The organism is Roseococcus sp. SDR, assembly GCF_019083995.1.
In the GTDB taxonomy this organism is placed as follows: domain Bacteria; phylum Pseudomonadota; class Alphaproteobacteria; order Acetobacterales; family Acetobacteraceae; genus Roseococcus.
In genome coordinates, this window is sequence record NZ_JAHRCU010000014.1 from 1 (window position 1) to 21,918 (window position 21,918).

General features: G+C 71.5%; 20 protein-coding genes and 1 pseudogene. 11 read left to right on the plus strand and 10 right to left on the minus strand.

Annotated elements, in window-relative coordinates; genetic code table 11:
- Positions 1-458, plus strand: a pseudogene (locus tag KTR66_RS15775) (hypothetical protein); the annotation flags it as partial.
- Between the two features lie 162 nt (positions 459-620).
- Here KTR66_RS15775 and KTR66_RS15780 read toward each other — a convergent pair.
- The 4 genes from KTR66_RS15780 to nth form a co-directional block, all read right to left on the minus strand.
- The gene (locus tag KTR66_RS15780) at positions 621-3,731 is read right to left on the minus strand and encodes a molybdopterin dinucleotide binding domain-containing protein (protein WP_213614104.1); all 3,111 of its coding nucleotides are present in this window, start codon (positions 3,729-3,731) and stop codon (positions 621-623) included.
- A 2-nt stretch (positions 3,732-3,733) separates the two neighbouring features.
- Positions 3,734-4,855 (minus strand): NrfD/PsrC family molybdoenzyme membrane anchor subunit, encoded by a 1,122-nt coding sequence (gene nrfD, locus KTR66_RS15785; protein WP_213614106.1) that lies wholly within the window; start codon positions 4,853-4,855, stop codon positions 3,734-3,736.
- Positions 4,852-5,592 carry a sulfate reduction electron transfer complex DsrMKJOP subunit DsrO gene (dsrO, locus tag KTR66_RS15790; protein WP_213614108.1) on the minus strand — a complete coding sequence of 247 codons (741 nt, stop codon included), beginning with the start codon at positions 5,590-5,592 and terminating at the stop codon, positions 4,852-4,854. Before dsrO ends, nrfD begins: the two co-directional genes overlap by 4 nt.
- An 85-nt stretch (positions 5,593-5,677) precedes the next feature.
- The gene (gene nth, locus KTR66_RS15795; protein WP_213614363.1) at positions 5,678-6,319 is read right to left on the minus strand and encodes an endonuclease III; all 642 of its coding nucleotides are present in this window, start codon (positions 6,317-6,319) and stop codon (positions 5,678-5,680) included.
- Between the two features lie 94 nt (positions 6,320-6,413).
- Between nth and KTR66_RS15800 the strand changes: the two genes are divergently transcribed.
- From KTR66_RS15800 to KTR66_RS15815, 4 genes are read left to right on the plus strand one after another with little or no spacing between them, the layout of a single operon-like run.
- Positions 6,414-6,893, plus strand: coding sequence for a DUF2244 domain-containing protein (locus tag KTR66_RS15800; protein ID WP_213614110.1), 480 nt, complete (start codon positions 6,414-6,416; stop codon positions 6,891-6,893).
- Between the two features lie 53 nt (positions 6,894-6,946).
- On the plus strand, positions 6,947-8,479 hold the full coding sequence (gene gpmI, locus KTR66_RS15805; protein ID WP_213614112.1) for a 2,3-bisphosphoglycerate-independent phosphoglycerate mutase: 1,533 nt from the start codon (positions 6,947-6,949) through the stop codon (positions 8,477-8,479).
- A gap of 2 nt (positions 8,480-8,481) precedes the next feature.
- Positions 8,482-9,429, plus strand: coding sequence for a glutathione synthase (gshB, locus tag KTR66_RS15810; RefSeq protein WP_213614114.1), 948 nt, complete (start codon positions 8,482-8,484; stop codon positions 9,427-9,429).
- A gap of 1 nt (position 9,430) precedes the next feature.
- Positions 9,431-10,867, plus strand: a complete 1,437-nt coding sequence (locus KTR66_RS15815) for a DUF294 nucleotidyltransferase-like domain-containing protein (RefSeq protein WP_213614116.1) — start codon at positions 9,431-9,433, stop codon at positions 10,865-10,867.
- Between the two features lie 3 nt (positions 10,868-10,870).
- Here the strand turns inward: KTR66_RS15815 and KTR66_RS15820 are convergent, their stop codons facing one another.
- The 3 genes from KTR66_RS15820 to KTR66_RS15830 all read right to left on the minus strand — a co-directional run bounded on the left by KTR66_RS15820 (position 10,871) and on the right by KTR66_RS15830 (position 12,873).
- A complete protein-coding gene (locus KTR66_RS15820) occupies positions 10,871-11,569 on the minus strand; it encodes a PolC-type DNA polymerase III (RefSeq protein WP_213614118.1) in 699 nt (232 codons plus the stop codon).
- A 10-nt stretch (positions 11,570-11,579) separates the two neighbouring features.
- On the minus strand, positions 11,580-11,861 hold the full coding sequence (locus KTR66_RS15825; protein WP_213614120.1) for a hypothetical protein: 282 nt from the start codon (positions 11,859-11,861) through the stop codon (positions 11,580-11,582).
- 82 nt (positions 11,862-11,943) lie between these two features.
- Positions 11,944-12,873: a fatty acid desaturase gene (locus KTR66_RS15830; protein WP_213614122.1), complete on the minus strand. Its 930-nt coding sequence runs from the start codon at positions 12,871-12,873 to the stop codon at positions 11,944-11,946.
- Positions 12,874-12,950: 77 nt separating this feature from the next.
- On the opposite strand from KTR66_RS15830, the gene KTR66_RS15835 reads away from it, so the two are divergent.
- Positions 12,951-14,381 (plus strand): NAD(P)-binding domain-containing protein, encoded by a 1,431-nt coding sequence (locus KTR66_RS15835; RefSeq protein ID WP_213614124.1) that lies wholly within the window; start codon positions 12,951-12,953, stop codon positions 14,379-14,381.
- 35 nt (positions 14,382-14,416) lie between these two features.
- Entirely contained in the window at positions 14,417-15,250 is an 834-nt protein-coding gene (locus tag KTR66_RS15840) for a DMT family transporter (protein ID WP_256437604.1), read from the plus strand.
- On the opposite strand, the gene KTR66_RS15845 is transcribed toward KTR66_RS15840, so the two are convergent.
- Positions 15,247-15,978, minus strand: coding sequence for an aspartate/glutamate racemase family protein (locus KTR66_RS15845; RefSeq protein ID WP_213614128.1), 732 nt, complete (start codon positions 15,976-15,978; stop codon positions 15,247-15,249). The two genes, KTR66_RS15840 and KTR66_RS15845, sit on opposite strands and share 4 nt — an antisense overlap.
- Positions 15,979-16,028: 50 nt before the next feature.
- Here KTR66_RS15845 and KTR66_RS15850 point away from each other — a divergent pair, with 50 nt between their 5' ends.
- From KTR66_RS15850 to KTR66_RS15860, 3 genes are all read left to right on the plus strand, one after another.
- Positions 16,029-17,183, plus strand: coding sequence for a M20/M25/M40 family metallo-hydrolase (locus KTR66_RS15850; RefSeq protein WP_213614130.1), 1,155 nt, complete (start codon positions 16,029-16,031; stop codon positions 17,181-17,183).
- Between the two features lie 121 nt (positions 17,184-17,304).
- Positions 17,305-17,553 carry a hypothetical protein gene (locus KTR66_RS15855; RefSeq protein WP_213614132.1) on the plus strand — a complete coding sequence of 83 codons (249 nt, stop codon included), beginning with the start codon at positions 17,305-17,307 and terminating at the stop codon, positions 17,551-17,553.
- Between the two features lie 69 nt (positions 17,554-17,622).
- Entirely contained in the window at positions 17,623-18,117 is a 495-nt protein-coding gene (locus KTR66_RS15860; RefSeq protein ID WP_213614134.1) for a hypothetical protein, read from the plus strand.
- On the opposite strand, the gene KTR66_RS15865 is transcribed toward KTR66_RS15860, so the two are convergent.
- Entirely contained in the window at positions 18,075-19,028 is a 954-nt protein-coding gene (locus KTR66_RS15865) for a TAXI family TRAP transporter solute-binding subunit (RefSeq protein WP_213614136.1), read from the minus strand. The genes KTR66_RS15860 and KTR66_RS15865 overlap by 43 nt on opposite strands.
- Before the next feature lie 106 nt (positions 19,029-19,134).
- Between KTR66_RS15865 and KTR66_RS15870 the strand changes: the two genes are divergently transcribed.
- Positions 19,135-20,589 carry a M81 family metallopeptidase gene (locus tag KTR66_RS15870; RefSeq protein WP_213614138.1) on the plus strand — a complete coding sequence of 485 codons (1,455 nt, stop codon included), beginning with the start codon at positions 19,135-19,137 and terminating at the stop codon, positions 20,587-20,589.
- A gap of 6 nt (positions 20,590-20,595) precedes the next feature.
- Here KTR66_RS15870 and KTR66_RS15875 read toward each other — a convergent pair whose 3' ends face one another.
- A complete protein-coding gene (locus tag KTR66_RS15875; protein WP_213614140.1) occupies positions 20,596-21,843 on the minus strand; it encodes a DUF3422 family protein in 1,248 nt (415 codons plus the stop codon).
- Between the last annotated feature and the right edge of the window lie 75 nt (positions 21,844-21,918).

Here is a 21,918-nt window from a genome sequence, read left to right on the forward strand (position 1 = left end):
CGCGCCGGCCGGTGACGGTGGGGGGCGCCGGCCTGCTGCGCCAGCCCGCCGCCGCCGCCGGCGCTGCGACCGCCATGGCGCCGGCCGCGGCCCCGGTGGCCCAGGAACAGGCCTATGTCGAGGAAATGCCGCAGCCGGTGGCGGTGCAGCCCGCCCCCGTGCCGCAGCCCGTGGCCTACCAGGCGCCGATGCAGCAGCCCTCGCTCCCGGAAGTCGCCCCCGCGCCCCAGGGGCAGGTGGCCGGCCAGGGTGCCGGCTGGCGTGGCCTGTTCCGCAACGCGACCGGCCTGATGCGCCGCAACGTGGAGGAGGCGCCCGCCCCTGCCGCCGCGCCGCGGATGGAGCCCGTCGCCAGCCAGCAGCCGAAGCCGCCGCAGCCGATGCGCCCCGCCGCACAGGCACAGCCGGATGAGATGGGCCTGGACATCCCGACCTTCCTGCGCCGGCAGAGCAACTAGTTCACGCCCTCAGACGCGTCACGCCGGAGGCGTGCTGCACGCACGACGCGCGCGCTCCGCGCGCTTGGCTTCGGATCGCTGAAGCGATCCGGTTCGGCGCTTCGCCTCGCATGCTCCGTTGTCGCGCCATGACCGGGCGCGTGCTCCGGTCCCGTCTGGCGCTCAGGCGAGGCGCGTGACGCGCGCCGGCAGGCCCTGCCGGACCGCCGAGCCGGCGATCGGGTCCAGCCAGACCGAGAAGCCCTGCCGCGTCGGATCGGGAATGCCGAGGTCGTTCAGGTTGAGCCCCGCGCCCAGCCCCTTCTTCTCGGCCTGCAGCACGCCGCCGATCTCGTGCCGCCGCGCGCCCAGCTCCCGGTGGCCGAAGCCATGCTCCACCGCCATCACGCCCCGCGCCACGCCGCGCCGGAGGATGGCCGTGCCCTCCGCCGCGCCGCCCGGTGTCGCGATGCGGATGCGATCGCCGCTCGAAATGCCCAGCCGCGCCGCATCCTCGGGATGGATCGCCACCGGGTTGCTCGGGCGGATGCCGCGCAGGCGGTCGGCGCCGATGGAGTAGCTGTTGTGCAGCACGGATTTCTGGCTCACCAGCAGCAGGGGCCACTCGGCCTCGCCATGCACGGCGCGCATCGGCGTGCCATCGGCGAAGGCGGGCGGCAGCCAATGCGGCGTGCCACGGAACAGCGCGCCCGTTACCGCGCTGCGCGAGGTGCCCAGCGTCTCGTTGTAGAGATGCAGCATGCGGATGGGCCGGCCCGCGAATTTCTCGCCCTCATAGGCCTGGGCGAGCGGCTGGGTGCGGCCGCCGCGCGTCAGCACCTGGGCCACCTTGCGCCATTCCTCGGGCTTGAGCGTGGCCTCCAGCACCGGGCGCACACGGTCGAGGCCGGTCAGCGCCATGTCGTCATCGGTGGCGTCCGGCACCGGGCGCTGGCCGGCGAAGGCGATGTTGGCACCGCCGCGCAGATACCAATCCTCGGCGCGTTGCAGCGGGTGGAGGGCGCCGTCCTTGTCCTTGATGGCGCGCGCGCCGAAGCCCGGCCATTGGCAGGCCTCGGCCAGGCCCAGGAAGAAGCTCTCCATGCCGATGGGCTCGCCCGTCTCGGTCTTAGCGAGGCGCGGCTCGACCACCGGCCAGCGCGCCGTGCTGGCCCGCTGCGGCACGCCGGCCCAGGGCGCGGCCCAGCCCCAGCTCTCATAGAGCAGGCTGTCGGGCACGATGTAGTCCGCATAGGCGGTGGTTTCGTTGATGAAGGGATCGATCGCCACGATCAGCGGCAGGCGCCTGGGGTCGCGCAGCGCCGCATCCACCTGCGCGCGCAGGCCGGGAATCCCGTAGATCGGGTTGGTGTTCCACAGGAACAGCGCCTTCAGCGGATAGGGATAGCCATCCAGCGCGCTGCCCAGCCATTCGGTGGCGAGCTGCGGCGCGTTCCAGTACCAGGGCTTCTGCGCCGGATAGGGATTCTGCCCCGCCTCCCGCTTGCGGCGGAACTCGGCCGAGCGCTCATAGGGCAGGTTGTTGCGGCCGAGCGCGAGGCCGCGCGGCGTCTGCTTGCCCTCGAAATTCGCGAGGTCATAGCGCGGGCCCGCCCCGTCATCGGCGAAGCCGCCGCCGCCCTGGAAGGTGCCGCCCTTCCAGTGGAGATTGCCGATCAGCGCATTGAGCGTGACGAGCGAGAAGGCATTGACGAAGCCATTGCCCGCCATGGTGCCGCCATGGCTGCTGACGGCCGCCTTGCGCCCATGCGCGGTGAATTCCCGCGCGAGGCCGGCGATGGTCTCGGCCGGCACGCCGCAGAGCTCCGACCAACCGGCCAGCTCGCGCGAGAAGGCCTCCTGCCGCAGCAATTCGGCCGCCGAGCAGACGCGGATGGCGCGGTTCCCCAGCGTCACGCGCTGGTCCACCAGCAGGCGCGCCGGGCCTTCCATCGCCTCGGCCACGGCGAATTGGCCATTGGCGGCGGAGATCACCAGGGCGCCGTCGCGCGGCCCGTGCCGGTCCCCCGTGTAGGGCAGGCCGAGATCGGAGGCGCGCAGCAGGAAGCCCTCGCGCGGGTGGCCCGGCTCGGTGATGACGAGGTGCGTGGCATTGGTGAAGGAGGGCTCGCCCGCCGCGCGCGCCGCCTTCTCGGACGGCAAGGCGAGATAGGCGGCGTTCCAGCGATCCTGCTCGATCATCCAGCGCGTCATGCCGAGCGCGAGTGCGGCGTCGGAGGCGGGGCGGATCGGGATCCAGCGGCCATGATCGCGCGCCGCCTGCGCGTCGGAATGACCGAGCACGGGGTCCACGACCACATAGTTCAGCCGCCCGCCGCCGCTGCGCCCGGCGGCGAGCTGCCAGCCCTGCCGCTTGAACGGGTTGCCCGCATTGGCGGGCGCCGTGCCGCAGAAGATCACGAACTCGATATTCGCCATATCGGGCTTGGCGTGCGGCATCTGGCGGAAATCGCCGAAGGCGGCACCGGAGCCCGAGCGGTAGGAACCGCCGCAATAGCCGCCATGGCCCACGAAGTTGATGGTGCCGAAGGCGCCCTGCATCACGCGCCGCGCGAAGGCCTCGCGCCCGTCATTCACCGAGGAGAGCAGCGCCACCTGGTTCACCTTCGGCCCATATTCAGGATTGGCCGGGTCGATCGGCGCCATGTCGCGCAGCGCCTTCAGGCCCGTCACCGCGCCCTCGCCGAAGAGGTTCCCGCCTTCGGCGATCTCGCGGATGAGCTGGGCGAAGGGGATGGGTTCCCATTTCCCGGCGCCGCGCGGGCCCACGCGCTTCAGCGGCTGGGTGACGCGGAAGGGGCTGTCCATCTGCGTCAGCACGGCCGAGCCGCGCCCGCAGGCGGTGGCGCGCCCGGCGAGCCCCTTTTCCTCGAAGCGGGAGAGCGCGGCGAAGCTCTCGCGCACGCTGGCCTCCTGCGGCAGCACCGGATCGGCCGAGAGCGGCGAATAGGGGTTGCCCGCCACGCGCAGCACGCGGCCCGTCTCGCTCTCCACACGGACGCGCACGCCGCAGAGCGTGGTGCAGCCGAGGCAGAGCGTGTAGCTGACCTTCTGGCCCTCGGCGGGCGCGACCTCGCCCGTCGCGGGGTCCACGCGGAATTCCGGCGGCAGCGAGGCGCCGTGGATGTTGGGCGCGGCATTCGCCGGGCGCGGGCGCAGGCTCTCGGCCACGCCCTCCACCACCTTGCGCGCCGTCTCCTCATAGCCGAGCGCGAAGGCGCCGAGGCCGGCCGCGGCGGCGCCGGCCTTCAGGATGTCACGACGATCGGTCATGCTCAGGCCCTCCCGGGCAGGGCGTCGCCGGCGGGGCGCGCGGCGGGCGCGGCGCTGGCCTGGTTCCAGGGCAGCAGCGCGGTGATGGCGATGGCGAGGAAGAGGCAGAGCCCGCCCGTGCCGAGAATGCCGAGCAGCCCATCATGGCCCATCGGCAGATGCGTGGCGTAGAGGCCGGCGCCGGTCTTGGGCACGGCCTGGCCGCCGATGAAGACGGTCCAGCGGAACATCCAGCAGGCATGCAGCGCGAGCAGCCCGGCGAGCCAGCCGGCGCGCGGCACCATGGCGAGGCCGATGGTGGCCGCGGCGGCAAGGCCGGCCCAGATGGCGGTGAGGCGCCAGGCCTCATGCCCCACCACGCTCTGCAGCGCGGCCGCATGCGTCGCATTCCAGGGGATCAGCCCGGCGGCGAGCCAGGCGGCGCCGACCAGGCCGGTGGCCAGCACCAGCACCACCAGGAGGCGCGTCATCAGGCTCGCCGCCGCGGGCTGGTGGCCGGTCAGCATGCGCTCCAGCACCAGCGCCAGGCCTGTCGCGCCGACCAGGCCGGTCAGCGCGAATTGCACCGGCAGGAAAGGCGTGTTCCAGAGCGGGCGGGCGCGCACCACCATCACCTCCATGCCGGTGTAGAGCAGCACGAGCAGCGCGAAGCCCAGGGTGACAAAGGCGGCGAGGCGCAGCAACGCGCCGGTCGGCAGCCTGAGCCGGGGGAACGCAACCAGGCGCCAGAGACCCCGGAGCAGCACGCCGCGCCCCGCCCCCTCCGCCAGCGCGGGCCGCAGCGCCGCCCAGGCATAGAGGAAGAGCCCGAGCAGGTAGCCCGGGATGAAGAAGGCGCCCCAGGCCATCCAGGAATTCAGGTTGGGATGGGCGTAGAAGCGCCAGAAACGGCCGGGCTGGTGCAGATCCGCCAGCAGGGCCACGGGGGCCGCGATGCCGCAGACCAGGGCGCCCACCAGCGCCACGCGGGCGATGCGCAGCCAGGTGGGGTTGGTGCCGAGCAGCCCCGGCAGGCTGAGCAGGAAGCAGCCGACCGAGAGCGCGATGAGGAAGAAGTATTGCACCGCCCAGGGAAGCCAGGCGGCCTCGCGCGTCACGTTGATGACCTCGATGACGGGGCTCATGAGCGGACCTCCGCGCCATGCTGGGGTTGCCCATGCTGGGGTTGCCACAGCGTGGGCTCGGCCTCGACGCGGCCGAGGAAAAGGTCATCGAGGCCGAGGTAGAAGACATGCGGCGCCGTGTGCATCTCGGGCTTCAGCACCTTGGCGGGCGTCTCGGCCAGGATGCGGCTCACGCTGCTCGCGGGGTCGTTCAGGTCGCCGAAGATGCGCGCGCCGCCGACGCAGGTCTCGACGCAGGCGGGCAGCAGCCCGGCATCCACGCGATGGGCGCAGAAGGTGCATTTGTCGGCCTTCTGCGTGGTGTGGTTGATGAAGCGCGCATCATAGGGGCAGGCCTGGACGCAATAGGCGCAGCCCACGCAGGCATCGGCGTTGACGACGACGATGCCATCCGGCCGTTGATAGGTGGCGCCGACGGGGCAGACCGGGATGCAGGGCGCATCGGCGCAGTGGTTGCAGAGGCGCGGCAGCATGGCCATGCCGACGCCGCCGCCCGCCTCGCGCACCTCATAGGTGGAGACGATGGTGCGGAAGCTGTCCTCCGGCACCGCGTTTTCCATGATGCAGGAGACGGTGCAGGCCTGGCAGCCGATGCATTTCGCCGCGTCCACCACCATGGCCCAGCGCGGGCCGGGCGGCGGCGTGGGGGGTGGTGCGGCCGTGGCCTCGGTGATGCCGACAAGGCCGGCCACCGCGTTGGAGAGTCCGGCGAAGATCGAGCGGCGGGAGGAGTCCATGGGCGGCGGCCTGGTCGTGGTGCGGCTGGCTTAGGCCCGCCCGCGCGCCGCCGCCTTGATGTGCCGCAAGCCTGGCCATTTCGCCTCAGCCGGGCGCGGACACCTTGTCCTTGTAGTTGCAATGCTGGGCGGCCACGCAGCGCCAGCATTCGGGCGCGCGCGCCTTGCAGATGTAGCGGCCGTGCAGGATCAGCCAGTGATGCGCGTCCCGCAGCAATTCGGGCGGGATGCGCTTCACCAGGCCATCCTCCACCGCGCGCGTGGTCTTGCCGGGTGCCAGGCCGGTGCGGTTGCCGAGGCGGAAGATATGCGTGTCCACCGCCATGGTCGCTTCGCCGAACATCACATTCAGCACGACATTGGCGGTCTTGCGGCCGACGCCGGGCAGCGCCTCCAGCGCGGCACGCTCGCGCGGGACCTCGCCGCCATGGCGCTCGACCAGCATGGCCGAGAGGGCGGCCACGTTCTTCGCCTTGGCCTGCCACAGGCCGATGCGGCGGATGAGCTGGCCGATGCCCTCGGCCCCCAGCGCCGCCATGGCAGCCGGCGTGGGCGCGGCGGCGAAGAGGCCGGGGGTGACCTTGTTCACCATCGCATCCGTGGTCTGCGCGGACATGACCACGGCCACCAGCAGCGAGAAGGCGTCGGTATAGAGCAGCTCGGTCTCGGGGGCCGGATTGTCCTGCGCGATGGCGCGGATGAAGAGGCCGGCCTGCTCGCGCGACATGAGGCGGGCACGGCGGGGGGCGGTGGCCGTGCCATGCGGGGCGGCGGGCTTTCTGGGGGTTCTCACGCGCGGATTCATCCTATCTGATGCAGGCATGCCAGAAACCCCGGTGATTTTCGAGGCCCGCTCCGCGCCGCTGAACAGCATGGGCGAGCAGGGATTCCGCATCGTGGCGGGCATCCTGCTGGCCGGCTTCACCTTCACCGGCACAGTCTTCACCATACTCGGCGCCTGGCCCGTGCTGGTCTTCGCCGGCGCGGAGACCTTCATCGTGATCGGCATGCTGGCGCTGTATCGCCGCCATGCGCGGCGCAGCGCCGAGATCATCACCCTTTCCTCCGGCGAGCTCATGATCCGCCGGCGCGAGGGGCGGCGCAGCGAGGAGGCGCGCTTCGACCCGTTCTGGGCCAGGCTCTCCTGGGAGGAATCGCGGCTCTTCATCGGCCATCGCGGCACGGCCATGGAGATCGGCCGCTTCCTGACCCTGGAGGAGCGCGAGGACCTGGCCCGCAGCCTCGGCGAGAGCCTGCGCCGCTACCGCGAGCCGGTCTTCGACAATCCTCAGCTGCGCTAGCTTGGCCGCAGCTGCGCTAGTCGCCTGCCGCTCGGCGCGGTAAACCGCGAGGCATGACGACTGTGCCCCCCCCTTTGGCCCGCCCCGTGATGCTGGTGATCCTCGATGGCTGGGGGCACCGCGAAGACCCCGCCGACAATGCCGTGGCCCAGGCCCGCACGCCGCGCTTCGACGCGCTCTGGGCGAGCTGCCCGCACGCCTTCCTGCGCACCTCCGGCCTCGATGTCGGCCTGCCCGACGGGCAGATGGGCAATAGCGAGGTGGGGCATCTGAATATCGGCGCCGGGCGTGTGGTGATGCAGGACCTGCCGCGCATCGACGCCACCATCACCGATGGCTCCATGGCCGCGATGCCCGCGCTGCGCGACTTCGTGGCAAAGATGAAGGCCTCCGGCGGCACGGCGCATCTGGTGGGGCTCGTTTCGCCCGGCGGCGTGCACAGCCACCAGCGCCACGCGGCGGCCCTCGCGAAAATCCTGATGGCCGAGGGCATCCCCGTGGTGATCCACGCGCTGACCGATGGCCGCGACACGCCGCCGCGCTCGGCGGGTGAGGCGCTGGCCAGCCTGCCGCCCGAGGCCCCGATCGGCACCGTCATCGGCCGCTACTGGGCGATGGACCGCGACAATCGCTGGGAGCGCGTGCGCAAGGCCTGGGCCGCCATGGTCCTGGCCCAGGGCGAGGCGACCGCGCCCGATGCGCAAGCCGCCGTGGCCCAGGCCCATGCGCAGGACGTGACCGACGAGTTCATCCCCGCGACCGTCCTGCCCGGCTATGCGGGGATGAAGGATGGCGACGGGCTTCTCAGCTTCAACTTCCGCTCCGACCGCGCGCGCGAGATCCTGACGGCGCTGCTCGATCCGGCCTTCGCCGGGTTCGCGCGCGAGCGCAGCCCGCGCTTCGCGGCCGCCCTCGGCATGGTGGAGTACGCCGCCGAGCTGAACCCCTTCATCGCGACTTTGTTCGCGCCGCAATCCATGTCGGACATCCTGGCCGAGGTGGTGAGTGCCGCCGGCCGCACCCAGCTGCACATGGCCGAGACGGAGAAGTATCCGCATGTCACCTATTTCCTGAATGGCGGCGAGGAGAAGGCCTATCCGGGCGAGACGCGGATCATGGTCCCCTCCCCCAAGGTCGCGACCTATGATTTGCAGCCCGAGATGAGCGCACCGGAACTGACGGAGCGCGCGGTGGCGGCGATCCGCGAAGGGAAGCAGGACCTGATCGTGCTGAACTTCGCCAATGCCGACATGGTGGGCCACACCGGCAGCCTGGAAGCGGCCACCAAGGCCGTGGAGGCGGTGGATGCCGGCCTCGGCGCCATCGCCGATGCGGTGCGGGACGCGGGCGGCGCGCTGCTGGTGACGGCCGATCACGGCAATGCGGAACTGATGCGCGACCCCGCGACGGGCGGGCCGCACACCGCGCACACCACCAACCCGGTGCCGGTCTTCCTCATGGGCGGGCCGGCGGGCGCGCGCCTGCGCGATGGGCGGCTCGCCGACCTCGCCCCCACCTTGCTGGCGCTGATGGGCCTGCCGCAACCCGCGGCGATGACCGGCCAGAACCTGATCGAAGGAACCTGAACATGGCGCTGCGCGTCGCGGTCCAGATGGACCCCATGGAGAGCATCGGCATTGACGGCGACAGCAGCTTCGCCCTGATGCTGGAAGCCCAGGCGCGCGGCCATGCGCTCTGGCATTACCATGTGAAGCATCTCTCGATGCAGGCCGGGCGCGTCATCGCGCATGGGCATCCCGTGACGGTGCGGCGCGAGAAGGGCAATCACTTCACCTTCGGCGCGCCGGTGGAGCTCGACCTCGCGCGCGATGTGGATGTGGTGCTGATGCGCCAGGACCCGCCCTTCGACATGGCCTACATCACCGCCACCCATCTGCTGGAGCATATCCACCCGAAGACGCTGGTGGTGAATGACCCGGCCAGCGTGCGCAACGCGCCGGAAAAGCTCTTCGTGCTGAACTTCCCGGAGCTGATGCCGGAGACGCTCGTCTCCTCCGACACGCGGGAGATCAACAAGTTCCGCATGAAGCATGGCGACATCATCGTGAAGCCGCTCTTCGGCAATGGCGGCGCGGGCGTCTTCCACCTGCAGCCCAATGACCCGAATCTGAACTCGCTGATCGAGATGTTCACCGAACGCTCGCGCGAGCCCTTGATGGTGCAGCAATACCTGCCGGCGGTGCGCCAGGGCGACAAGCGCATCATCCTGGTGGATGGCGAGGCGATGGGCGGCATCAACCGCGTGCCGGCGGCGGGCGAGGCGCGCAGCAACATGCATGTGGGCGGCCGCCCCGAGCCGACGAAGCTCACCGATCGCGAGAAGGAAATCTGCGCCATCATCGGGCCGGAGCTGAAGAAGCGCGGGCTGATCTTCGTGGGCATCGACGTGATCGGCGGCTACCTCACCGAGATCAACGTCACCTCGCCCACCGGGCTGCAGGAGCTGGCGCGCTTCGATGGCATCCATCTCGAACGCGCGATCTGGGATGTGATCGAGGAAAAGCGGCGCGGCTGAGATGCAGGCCGCCTCGCCCGCGCTGCGCCTCACGCTCAGCGTCGCCGAGGCGATGGCGCCGCCGCCGCCGGCATTCCCGGCCGAGACGCCGCTCGGCGCCGTCCTCGACGGGCTGCGCGCGGCGCGCGATTCCGCGGCGCTGGCCCTCGACGAAGCCGGGCGGCCCATCGGCATCCTGACCGAGCAGGACATCGCGCGCCGCGTCGCCTTCCGCCTGCCTGAGGGCGCGCCGCTCTCGGCGGCGATGTCGGCGCCGCTCATCACCTGCGCGCCCGATGCCGGGCTCTGGCGCGCGGTGGCGCTGCTGCGCGCGCATCGGCTGCGGCACCTGCCGGTGGTGGATGGGACAGGGCGCTGCATCGGCATGCTGCATCGCGCGGCGGTGCTGGCCGCCGTCTCGGGCCGCATGCTGCACCACCTGGATGCGCTGGCCGGCGATGACGCGGCGGTGAAGGCGGCGCAGGCGGGGCTCGCCACCGCGTTGCTGGATGAGGGCATCCCCGCCCCCGCCCTGGTGCGGCTCGTCAGCGGGATCAATCTCGAACTGCATCGCCGCGTGCTGGACCGCGCCCTGGCGGACGGCCCACCGCCGCCGCTCGGCTTCACCCTGCTCGTCATGGGCAGCGCCGGCCGGGGCGAGAGCCTGCTGCGCCCCGACCAGGATAACGGCCTGATCCTGGAGCCCTATCCCGACGCCGCGCATGCGGAGGTGGATGCCTGGTTCCGCCCGATGACCGAGCGCTTCAATGCCGGGCTGGAAGCGGCGGGCTTCCCGCTCTGCCCGGGCGGGATCATGGCGCGCAACCCGCTCTGGCGGAAAACGCGGGCGCAATGGGAGGCGCAATTCGCGCTCTGGGCGCGGCGGCGCAGCGGGGCCGCGCTGCTCTTCGCCGACATCGCCTTCGACTTTCGTGGCATCGCCAGGACCGGGCCGGTCGCGGGCGACCCCGCGGCCGAGCTGCGCGCCGCCATCGCGCCCATCCTGGCCGCGAACCCGGCGCTGCTCGGCGCGCTGGCCGCGCAGGACCAGCGGCTGCGCGTGGGCCTCACCCTCTGGGGCGGCTTCTCGGATGACGAGCCGGGCCCGGGGGCGCGCACCGACCTCAAGCTGCATGGGCTGATGCCGCTGGTGGCGGCGACGCGCCTGCTCGCCCTCCAGCACGGCGTGGCGGAGACGGGCACGCCGGAGCGGCTGGAGGCCCTCTCCGCGCGCGGCGTCATCCGGGAGGGCGAGGCGCTGGGCACCGCCTTCGCCCTGCTTCTCGAGGCGCTGCTGCGCCAGCAGCTGGCCGATCACGCGGCGGGGCTGCCGCCCGGCAATCTGGTGGATACGGCGGCGCTGCCGAAGGCGGACCGCGCCGCGCTGCGCGAGGCGCTGCGCGCGATCCGCCGCTTTGCGAAGGCGAGCTTCGCGGGCTTCACCGGGGAACTCTGGTAGCGCTCAGAAATGCACGGCCGAGGCCGCCATCTCCGCCTCCATGCGTGTGCGGCGCGCGAGGTCGGCCAGGTCCGCCACGCCGCGCGCGCCGGCGCGGGCCAGCAGCCGCACCCAGAGCGCGGCCGTGGCGCGCGCATCGCCCAGGGCTTCGTGCCGGCCCGCGATGACGATCCCCTCCCGCCCGCAGAGGCCGTCCAGCGAATGATCCGCCTCCTGCGGGTCGAGCCAGCGTGAGACGATGAGGCTGCACAGGAAGGGCTGGGCGAGCGCGGGCGCGCCGCGATGCTCCTCCATGAAGAGCAGGCTGCGGTCGAAGGCGGCGCTGTGCGCGACCAGCACGGCGCCCGCGGCGAAGTCGCGGAAGCGGGCGATGGCCTCGGGCGCGCGGGGGGCGCCGGCCAGCATCTCGCGCGTCAGGCCGTGATAGCGGGTGGATTCGGGCGGGATGTCGCGGCCAGGTTCCACCAGGGTCTGGAACTCGGCCACCGGGGCGGCGTCGCGCAGACGCACCGCGCCGATGGAGAGCAGCGCATCGCCCCGGCTCGGCTTCAAGCCGGTCGATTCCAGGTCGAAGACGACATAGGACTGGGCGGCGATGGGGCCGGGCGGCCAGGGGGCGTGGAAATGGGCGCGGGCCTGAAGAAAGGCCTGGCCGCCCGGGGTCAGGGCGCGCCGCAGCCAATCCCCGACACGGCGCGCCATGGCCTGGCTCTCAGCCCCGCCGGAACACGCTCTTCACGCGCTCGATCTGCCGGTCGCCCCATTCCATCGCCTTCACCTCCCGCGCCTCGATGCCCGGGATGAGGTGCGGCCAGCGGCGATCGATCACGCTGACGCCGCGATAGGCCCAGACATACTGGTCCCGCAGGATGAAGGTGCCGAGGCCCACGAAGATGAAGCCGGGCAGGATGGGCAGGATCAGACCGACCGGGCCGAGGCACAGGCAGCCGATTCCAATGGCCTTCCGGCGGCGTGAGGGGCGCAGTTCGATCATCGGAACGCAATTGGCATTGCTCATCCCGCCAGACAAGCGGAAATGACACGAAGGACAGGTTAACCCACCCTGGAATCGCCGATCAGCGGGCCGGATGGATCGGCACGAAGACCGGGCGCAGCAGCCAGCGGCGCGCGATGTCGAAATAGCCCGGGAAGACGAAATGCCCGTTATGCGCCAGCAGCTTTTCGCGGTTGCGGCGCCAGAAGCCCGGGATCTCGAACCAGGACATGGTGGGGTAGAGGTGATGCACGATGTGCAGGTTGTTCCAGAGGAAGAGCAGCCCGAAGATCCAGTTGCTCTCGACCGAGGCGGTGCGCTCGCCCGGGCGGTCGCCCCAGCGATGCTCGATGAAGGCGCGCAACAGGCCGAGTGAAATCCCCGGCAGCACCCAGAGCAGGTAGTAGTGCCAGACCGACATGTGCGCGACCTGCGTCACGAACCAGAGCACGGCGGCGAGGCCGACGAAGAAGCCGAGCCAAGCCGGAACGTCGGAGAAATCACCGCGCCTGAGCTTGCCGCTCTCGACGATCACAAGCTTGCGCAGCCTGAGGATGGGCCCGACGGTCAGCCGCCCCAGCAGCGTCTGGTTGAAGAGCAGCACGGCGCGGAAGGCGGGGGTATAGCCGCTCCAGTCCTCGCGCTTGTGATACTGCGTCTCCGTATCCTCGCCGGGATAGGTGAGCCAGGTGTTGCGGTGGTGCTTGCTGTGGCTGCGCTTGTAGAGCTCGAAGGGCCACCAGCCGCCGATGGGGGGCCAGACGATGGCGGTGCGCAGCCAGGGGGGCAGGCTGCGCCAGCCATGGATCGCCTCATGCTGCAGCGAGAAATGCCAGGCGAGGATATAGGCCGCCAGCAGCGCCTCGACCGGCCAGGGCACATATTCGTGGTAGATCAGCAGCGTCGCCCAGCTCGCATAGATGGCGATGGCGACCCCCCAGGTCGGCAGTTCCCAGCGGCGCCAGAAGGCGCGCGGTTCGGTGGCATCGGGCAGGGTCGCGGGCTTGGCCATGGGCGGAATGCTGCCATATCGCGCCGCAGTGCAGCAATCGCGTTGCGCGCCCGCTCCACCCTGCCTAGGCTTCGCCCATGCCCGCACCCCGCACCCTTGCCGAACTCGAAGCCGATGTGGCGCGGGATCTGGACCTCACCGGCCATCCCCGCGCCCCCTGGCTGGAGGCGAAGCGGGTGGAGGGCACGCCGGCGCTGGATGTGCTCATCATCGGCGGCGGGCAATGCGGCGTGGCCGTGGCGCATGCGCTGAAGCGCGACAAGGTGGACAATATCCTGGTGCTGGACCGCGCAGGTTTCGGCGAGGAAGGCCCCTGGACCACCTATGGCCGCATGCGCACGCTGCGCAGCCTCAAGGACATGACGGGCCCGGACCTGCGCCTGCCCAGCCTCACCTACCAGGCCTGGCACGAGGCGAATTTCGGCACGGCCGATTGGGAAGCGATGCGCTTCATCCCGAAGGAATTGTGGAACGACTATCTGCTCTGGTTCCGGCGCGTGACCGGCGTGCCGGTCCGGAACGGCGTGGAGGCCGGGCTGATCTCTCCCGCCATGACGGAGGACGGGCTGCCCGCCTTCCGCGTCGAGACCAGCGAGGGTCCCATGCATGCGCGCAAGGTCGTGCTGGCGACGGGGCAGGAGGGAATCGGCGGCTGGTGGATGCCGGAGCACATCGCCGCCCTGCCCCGCCAGTTCCGCGCGCACACCAATGAGATGATCGATTTCGCCGCGCTGCGCGGCAAGGTGGTGGCGGTGCTCGGCGCCGGCGCCTCGGCCTTCGACAATGCGGCCGTCGCGCTCGAGCATGGGGCGGCGGAGGTGCATATCTTCTGCCGCCGGGCGGAGCTGATGGTGGTGCAGCCCTATCGCTGGCTCACCTTCGCGGGCTTCCTGCGCCACATGGGCGAGATGACCGATGAATGGCGCTGGCGCTTCATGTCCCATGTGCTGGGCATGCGCGAGGGCTTCGCGCAGGATCACTATGACCGCGTGAACCGCTTCGCGAATTTCCGCCTGCACACCGGTGCCGAATGGCAGGCGGCGCGTGTCGAAGGCGGCCGTGTGGTGCTGACCACGCCGCAGGGCGAGTTCACCGCGGATTACTGCATCACCGGGACGGGCGTGCGCATGGATGCGGGCCTGCGCCCCGAACTGGCCCTCTGCGCCGGGAACATCGCCACCTGGGGGGACCGCTACACGCCCCCGCCGCATGAGGCCAATGCGCGCCTTGCCCTCTATCCCTACCTGAACGCCGACAGCGCCTTCACCGAGAAGCGGCCGGGCGAGACGCCCTGGATTTCGGGCATCCACCTCTTCGGCATCGGCACGACGATGAGCTTCGGCCCGGCGGGCAGCTCGATCAACGCCATGGCCATCTCGGCGCCGCGCGTGGCCGCCGGCATCACGCGCAACCTCTTCGCCGAGGACATGCCGCGCCTTTACGCCGAGCTCTGCGCCTATGATGAGAAGCAGGTGCATGTGGACGCGGCCCGCCTGGCCGCGGAGTAGGCGCGCTGGCCCCCGACAACCGCAAAGGCCTGCTGCTGATGGTGGCGGCCATGTTCGTCTTCGGCTGCCAGGACGCGATCTCGCGCTACCTGGCCGAAGTCTATTCGGTGCTGGGCATCCTGCTCATCCGCTACTGGTTCTTCGCGGGCTTCGTGGTGCTGCGGGCGGTGCGGGCACCTGGCGGCCTGCCGCGCGTCATCCAGAGCCGGCGGCCCTTCGTGCAATGCCTGCGCGGCGTGATGCTGGTGGTGCAGGTCTGGATGATCGTGAACGCCTTCAAGCTGCTGGGCCTCGTTGAGACGCACGCCATCTTCGCCTGCTATCCGCTGATCATCACGGCCCTCGCGGGGCCGGTGCTGGGCGAACGCGTTTCGCTCATGCGCTGGCTGACGATCCTGGCGGGCGCGCTCGGCGTGCTGCTCATCCTCCGGCCGGGCCCGGGCATGTTCACGCCGGCCGCTTTGCTGGTGCTGGTGGCAGCGCTGAACTTCGCGGCCTATGGGCTGATCACGCGGCTCGTCGCGCGGGATGACCCGCCGGATACCAGCTTCTTCTACACGGGCCTCGCGGGGGCTGCGGCCATCACGCTGCTGACGCCCTGGATCTGGACGCCCATCGCCTTCGCCGATTGGGGTTGGATGGGGCTGCTCTGCGTCTCGGGCACGCTCGGCCATTACTTCCTGATCCGCGCGCTGGACCTGGCGGAGGCGAGCCGGCTGCAGCCGCTGGCCTATCTGCAGCTGGTCTTCGCGGCAGCCCTGGGCGTGCTGGTCTTCGCCGAGCCGCTGCCCTGGACCACGATCCTGGGCGGCGCGATGGTGGTCACCGCCGGGCTCGTGAACCTGCGGCTGACGCGGCTCGGGCGTTAGCCCTTCAGCAGCGCCGCGAGTTCCGGCGTCAGCCCGATGCTGTTCCGCCCGCGCGGGGCTGCGAAGCTGCCGGCACGCGGCTTGGGCAGCTTCAGCGTGACCAGCATCTCGGCGAGCTTCACGCCGCAGGCCATGCCATCCAGCAGCGGCACCGCCGCCTCCGCCTGCATCCGTGCCGCATAGCCGGCGAGTGCCGCACCGCCCAGGATCACGCTTTCCGCGCCTTCCGAGACGGCGCGCGCGATGCCCGCCATCACCTTGCGCTGCACGCCCTCTGGGTCACGCACGCTTTCCTGCGGCGTGGCGTCCACGCCCACCAGCGCGGCGCAGCGCGCGGCGAGGCCATGCTGCGCAATGCGCTCGCGATAGGTGTCCACGCCGCCAAAGGTGACCAGGCCGAAGCGCCCGCCGACCAGGCAGGCGGTGAAGCAGGCGGCTTCTGTCATGCCCACCACCGGGCAGGGCATGAGCTGGCGCGCCGCCTCCAGCGCCGTGTCATGGCTGACGGCCAGCACCACGCCATCCACGCTGCCCGCATGCTCGGCGAGCAGCGCCAGCAGCGCATGGCCCGCGATGATGTTCTCGGCGCGGCTGCTGATCACCTCGGGGCCGAAGCGCGGGGTTGCCGCGATGATCTCGGTGCCCGGGCTTGCGGCACCGCGCGCGGCGTCCGCGCACATCTGCGTGATGGCCTCGGTGGTGTTGGCATTGGCGACGAGCAGACGCATCCTTCATTCCTTCGCGGCGATCCCGCCATGCGACACGAAAAGAGGATTCCATGGAAGCCAAGCTCGACCTGCCCTTCGACAATGAAGCCATGCTCGCGGGGCTGAAAACCTGGGTCGAATGCGAAAGCCCGACGCATGACGCGGCCGCCGTGAACCGCATGATGGCGCTCGCCGCGCGGCACCTCGCGCTGATGGGCGCCACGGTCGAGACGATTCCCGGCCGCATGGGCTTCGGCGATTGCGTCCGCGCGCGCTTCCCGCATGCGAATGCTTCGTCCGCGCGCTCTCCGCACGCCGAGCCCGGCATCCTCGTGCTCGCGCATCTGGATACGGTGCATCCCGTCGGCACGCTGGCGGGCGGCCTGCCCTTCCGCCGCGAGGGCGACAAGGCCTATGGCCCCGGCATCCAGGACATGAAGGGCGGCACCTATCTCGCCATCGAGGCGATCCGCCAGCTCGCCATCGCCGGCATCGCCACCTCCAAGCCCGTGACCGTGCTGCTGACGCCCGATGAGGAAGTGGGCAGCCCCTCGACGCGGGACCTGATCGAAGCCGAGGCGGCGCGCCATTCCGTGGTGCTGGTGCCCGAGCCCGCGCGGCCCGATGGCGGCGTCGTCACCGGCCGCTATGCCATCGCGCGCTTCAACCTGCGCACCACGGGCCGCCCCTCCCATGCCGGCGCGCGCCTCGGCGAGGGGCGCAGCGCCATCCGCGAGATGTGCAAGCAGATCATCGCCATCGAGGAGATGACGACCGAGGCCTGCACCTTCTCCGTCGGCGTCATCCATGCCGGGCAGTGGGTGAATTGCGTGGCGACCTATTGCGACGCCGAGGCACTCTCCATGGCCAAGCGGCAGGAGGACCTGGATGCGGCGGTGGAACTGATGCTCAAGCGCAAGCCGACGGGCAATGACGTCTCGCTGGAGGTCACGCGCGGCGTGACGCGCCCGGTCTGGGAGCCGGATGCCAAGGTCATGGCGCTGCATGCCAAGGCCGAGGCCATCGCCAAGCGCCTGGGCTTCGCCCTGCCGCATCAATCCTCGGGCGGCGGTTCGGACGGCAATTTCACCGGCGCCATGGGCATCCCGACGCTGGACGGCCTCGGCATCATCGGCGCCCAGGCGCATACGCTGGAGGAGCATGTGATCGTCAGCAGCATGGCACCGCGGGCGAAGCTCTTTGCCGGGCTGCTGCAGAGCGTCTAGATCGGCGTTGCCTATCTTGAAGATCGGTTTTTCGGCCTCACGCCTATTGAGGCCATGGCGGTAATTCTTCTTTCACCGGCGGGGGACATCCTCCCGCCACCGAGAAAGAAGGACCACCGCCATGCGCCGCTTCGCCACCATCGCCGCCGCCGCCCTGATGATCGCCGGCTTCGCGGGTGCCGCCTCGGCGCAGGGGATCTCCTCCAACGGCGTGGTGTACGGCCAGTCCTGGAACCTGCCGCAGGACTTCTCCAGCCTGGAGCGCATGACCGCCGCCCAGGGCTCGGGCTCCGCCGCCGACCGTGCCGCCCGCGCCGCCCGCCAGGCCCAGTTCAACCGCCACTTCCCCGGCACCCCGATCCGCCGCTGATCGCTGAAACGGGGGCGACGCGGGCGCGGCGCCTGCGTTACCCTGGCCCGGAGGAGGAGACCCCGCCGCATGAGACCGCCCGCCGTCACCGCCATCCTGCTGCTCGCGCCCCTTCTGTTCACACCCGCGGCGACCCCGTTGGCCCAGGGGGTTTCGTCCAACGGGGTGGTTTTCGGGGATGGCCGTGACCCCAGCCAGGATTTCATCCGCCCCGGCGAAACGCCGGCCAGGCCCAGCGCCGGCACCACCGCCGCGGAGCGCGCCCGCCGGGCGGAACGGCAGCGGCAGATCAACCAGAATTTCTCGGGCACGGGGCGGCCGGTCGCCGCACCGCCCACACCGCCGGCACCGGCGCGGACCAGCGCAGCCCCGGTGGCACCGCCTGCCGCCCCCGCGCCGGTCGTGCCCGCCCAAAGTGCGGCGGCGCGGCCGCCGGTCGCCGCGGGCCCGGCCGAAACGCGCGCGGGCACGGCGGCGCCGCCGCCCGGCACGCGGGCCGCGCCCGTCGTGATCCAGCCAGGTCAGTCCACCGGGGCGGCCAGGGGCACGCCGGCCTCGCGGTAGAAGCGCAGCGCGCCGGGGTGGAAGGGCAGCACGCGGTTGTGCACCGCATTCGCCGCCCGCGTCGTCGCCGCGACGGCCCCGATGTCGCGCGCCGGGTCGGCCACCGTCAGCACCATCCGCGTGATGGCATAGGCCGTGGCCTCGCTCAGCGCGCGATTGGCCACGATGAAGTTCCAGGCGGCGAAGCTCTCGATCGGCGCCGTCTGGCCGGGATAGGTGCCGGGCGGCAGGGTGGTGGGCGCCAGCATGGGCAGGCGCTGGGTGACGCGCGCCACCACCTCCGCACCGGGGCCGAAGACCACGCCGGGCGCGCGCGCCAGCGCCGCCAGGATGGAGGGGATGGGCACGATGGCGCCCTGCCAGAGCGCATCCATGCGGCCGGCGAGCAGCCCCTCGGTCATCTCGGCGGGGCTGCCGCTGACGATCTGGATGCGGATGCCCGCGGCTTCCGCCGCCGCCTGGAGGAAGGTCTCGGCCGGGCCGCGCGCGGGGCCGGCGCCGACGCGCCTGCCGTCGAGCTGCTGGAAGCGCGTGAGGCCGCTGGTGGCCAGCGCCGCCACCTGGAAGCTCGTCTCATACATGGGCCAGAGGGCGCGCACGCGGGTGTGCCGCCGCCCGCCGGCCGCCGGCGTGCCCTGCACCGCATCCCAGGCGGAGCCCAGGAAGGCGGTGCCCAGCGCGTTCGGATTATCCTCGACGGCGGTGAGGTTCTGCAGCGAGCCGGTGCTGGCGGCGACCGTCGCGGTCACGCCGTTGCGCCCGAGCAGGGCCGCGATCGCCTCGCCATAGGTCACGAAGGGGCTGCCCTGCCCCGCCGTGTGGATGACCAGCGGGGGTGCGGCGTTCTGCGCCGAGGCGCCGCCCGCGAGAGCGAAGGCGGCGGGGGAGGCGAGCAGGGAGCGGCGCATCATCCAGGTTGATCCTCGGTCATTTCGGGGCGATGAAAGCATGATCCAGCCCATTGGAACCACTGGGCAAGACAGCGTTTCTTGAACATTTCCGGACGCCAAGGACACGATGCCTCAGATCGCCGCCGCCCGCCTCTGGTTCGAAGGCAACAGCTTCGCGCCCGAGCCCACGCCCCTCTCGGCCTTCCAGGGCCGCGAATGGCTCGCCGGGCCGGAGGCGCTCTCCCGCTACGCCGGCACGGCCACGGAACTGGGCGCGCTCGCCGCCTTCGTGGCCGAAAGGCCCGACTGGCAGCTCGCCATGCTGCGCTGCGCCGCCGCCCAGCCCGGCGGGCCGATGAGCGACCTCGCTTTCGAGGCCTGGATGAGCGAGGTGGAGGAAGGGCTCTCGCACGGCGCCTGGGACGGCGTCTATCTCTCGCTCCATGGGGCCTGCGTGACGGAGAGCGACCCGGAGGCGGACCTCACCATCATCCGCCGCGTGCGCGCGCTGATCGGGCCGCGCGTGAAGCTGGTCGCGAGCTTCGACTTCCACGGCAATGTCTCGCCGCAGATGGTGGGGCTGCTGGACGGCGCCTCGGTCTATCGGACCTATCCGCATGTGGACATGGCGGAGACGGCGCTGCGCGCGCTGCGCCTGCTGGAGCGGGCGTTGCAGGGCCACACGAATCACGGCGCGCTGATGAAGCTGCCGGCGGTGCTGCACAGCTTTCACATGCGCGACGCAGAGGGGCCGATGGCCGAGGTCTGGGCCGAGGCGCGGGCGGCGGAGCAGGCGCCCATCCTGGATGCCTCGCTCTTCGGCGGCTTCGCCTGGGGGGACAGCCCGCATGCCGGGCCATCCGCCATGGTCTGGGCGGAGGAGCATGGCGCGGCGCGCGCCTTGGCGAAGCGGCTGGTGGCGGAGATCGCGGCGCGGCGTGCGCGCTTCGCGGTGAGCCTGCCTTCGCCCGAGGAGGCGCTGCAGACCGCGCTGGCCGCGCCGCCCGGCCTCGTCGCGCTGCTCGATCCGGCGGACAACCCGCTCTCGGGCGGTGTCGCGGATACGCCCGGCCTGCTGCGGGTGCTGATGGAGGCAAAGCCCGAGGTGGAGACGCTCTTCTGCTTCCTGCATGACCCGCAGGGCGTGGCGGCGGCGCGCGCCGCGGGCATCGGCGGCGCCTTCGCGCGCGAACTGGGCGGGCGCACCACCGCGCAATTCGGCCCGCCCGTGCCGTTTGCGGGCGTGGTGGAGGCGCTGACCCATGGCCGCTTCCTCAACACCGGGCCCATGGAGCATGGCGCGCCGGTGGATCTTGGCCCCACCGCCATGCTGCGGGCGGGCAAGCTGCGCGTCATCCTGACCAGCCGGAAGGAGGCGGCGGTGGACCCGGCCTTCTTCGCGCTGCATGGGGTGGATCTGGGCGGCGTGCGGCTCCTGGTGAACAAGGCCAAGAACCATTTCCGCGCGGCCTTCGCGGCCCGCTGCAGCGCGATCGTGGAATGCGACGTGCCTGGGCCGGCGGCGCTCGATCTCGCTGCCCTGCCCTTCCGGCATGTGCCGCCCGGCTGGCGCCAGGGCTGAGGCGGCTCAGCCCTCGCTTTCGAGCCTGCGCTTGCGCAGCCTGAGCCAGACGATGGCGGCGACCAGCGGCACCAGCACCGCGATGATGGTCTCGACCTTGGTGCCGTAGCTCTCCCAGGGCAGCGGCTTCAGCAGATAGCCCACCACCGTCAGCAGGTAATAGGTGATGCCGGCGACGGAGAGGCCCTCCACCGTCTGCTGCAGGCGAAGCTGGGCGCGGCCGGTGCCGGCGAGGGTGGCGAGCTGCTGCTCGGCCTGGGCCTCCTGCGTCACGGCGACGCGGGCGCGCAGCAGATCCACCAGGCGCGCGGTGCGGACCGAGAGGGCGGAGATGCGCGCGCCGGTGGCGGAGACGGTCGCCATGGCGGGCTCCATCCGGCGGTCGAGGAAGCGGGTCAGCGTGGGCAGGCCGACCAGCGGCGCCTCGCCGAGTTCCGAGAGGCGGCGCAGCACCAGGCGGTGATAGGCGGCGCTGGCCGAGAAGCGCTCGGCCGTGGCGGCATTGGCGCGCTCGATCTCGCCGCCGATCTGGGTCAGCTCCTCGAGTGCCTCGCGCTCGGAATCCAGGGTTTCGAGCGAGGCGAGGCGCTCGGAGAGGCGGGTCAGCTGCTCGGAGGCGGAGGCGAGGCCGGGGCCCACGGCACGCGCCGCCGGCAGGGCCAGCAGGGCCAGCGCGCGATAGGTCTCGATCTCCCACAGCGTCTGGGCGAGGCGGCCGGCCACCATGGGCGAAGGGTGCTCGGCCACCAGGATATGCGTGGCGCCGTCGGCATGCAGGCGGAAGTCGGTGAAGACCATGGCCTCGCCGCCCGCGACGGCCGCACCCGAGAGGCTGTCGCCCACGAAGCCGCACAGCTCGGGCGCGGTGTCCACCAGGGTGATGTGCATGGCCGCGATGGCCTGGCCCGGCAGGGTCGCGAGCCATTCGGGCGGGAGCGCGGCCAGTGCGGGGTTCTCGAAGGGTCGGGCGGGGTCCGCGCCATCGGCCACGAAGTTCCAGCCGGTGAATTCCGTGTGCCGCTCGAAGCGCAGGCGGAAGGCGCCGAAATCGGCCAGGAACCAGGGGGCGCCCGGGGCCGGCGGCTGCACGCCATGGCGGGCGCAGAGGGCGGCCAGGTGCGCCTCCTCCGCCGCGCGGTCGGGGGCCAGCATGGCAAGGCGGGAGAGCCGCGCCGGACCCTGGATCGGGATGGCCGGGCGGGCGTGCAACTCGCCGACGAGGGATTCGCGGGCGGGATGGGTGGGGAAATTCATGCCGCCCCTACCTAGGGTGTGGCGGGGCCCGGTGTAACCCTCGTCAGCCCAGGAAACTCGTGCCAATCATGCGGG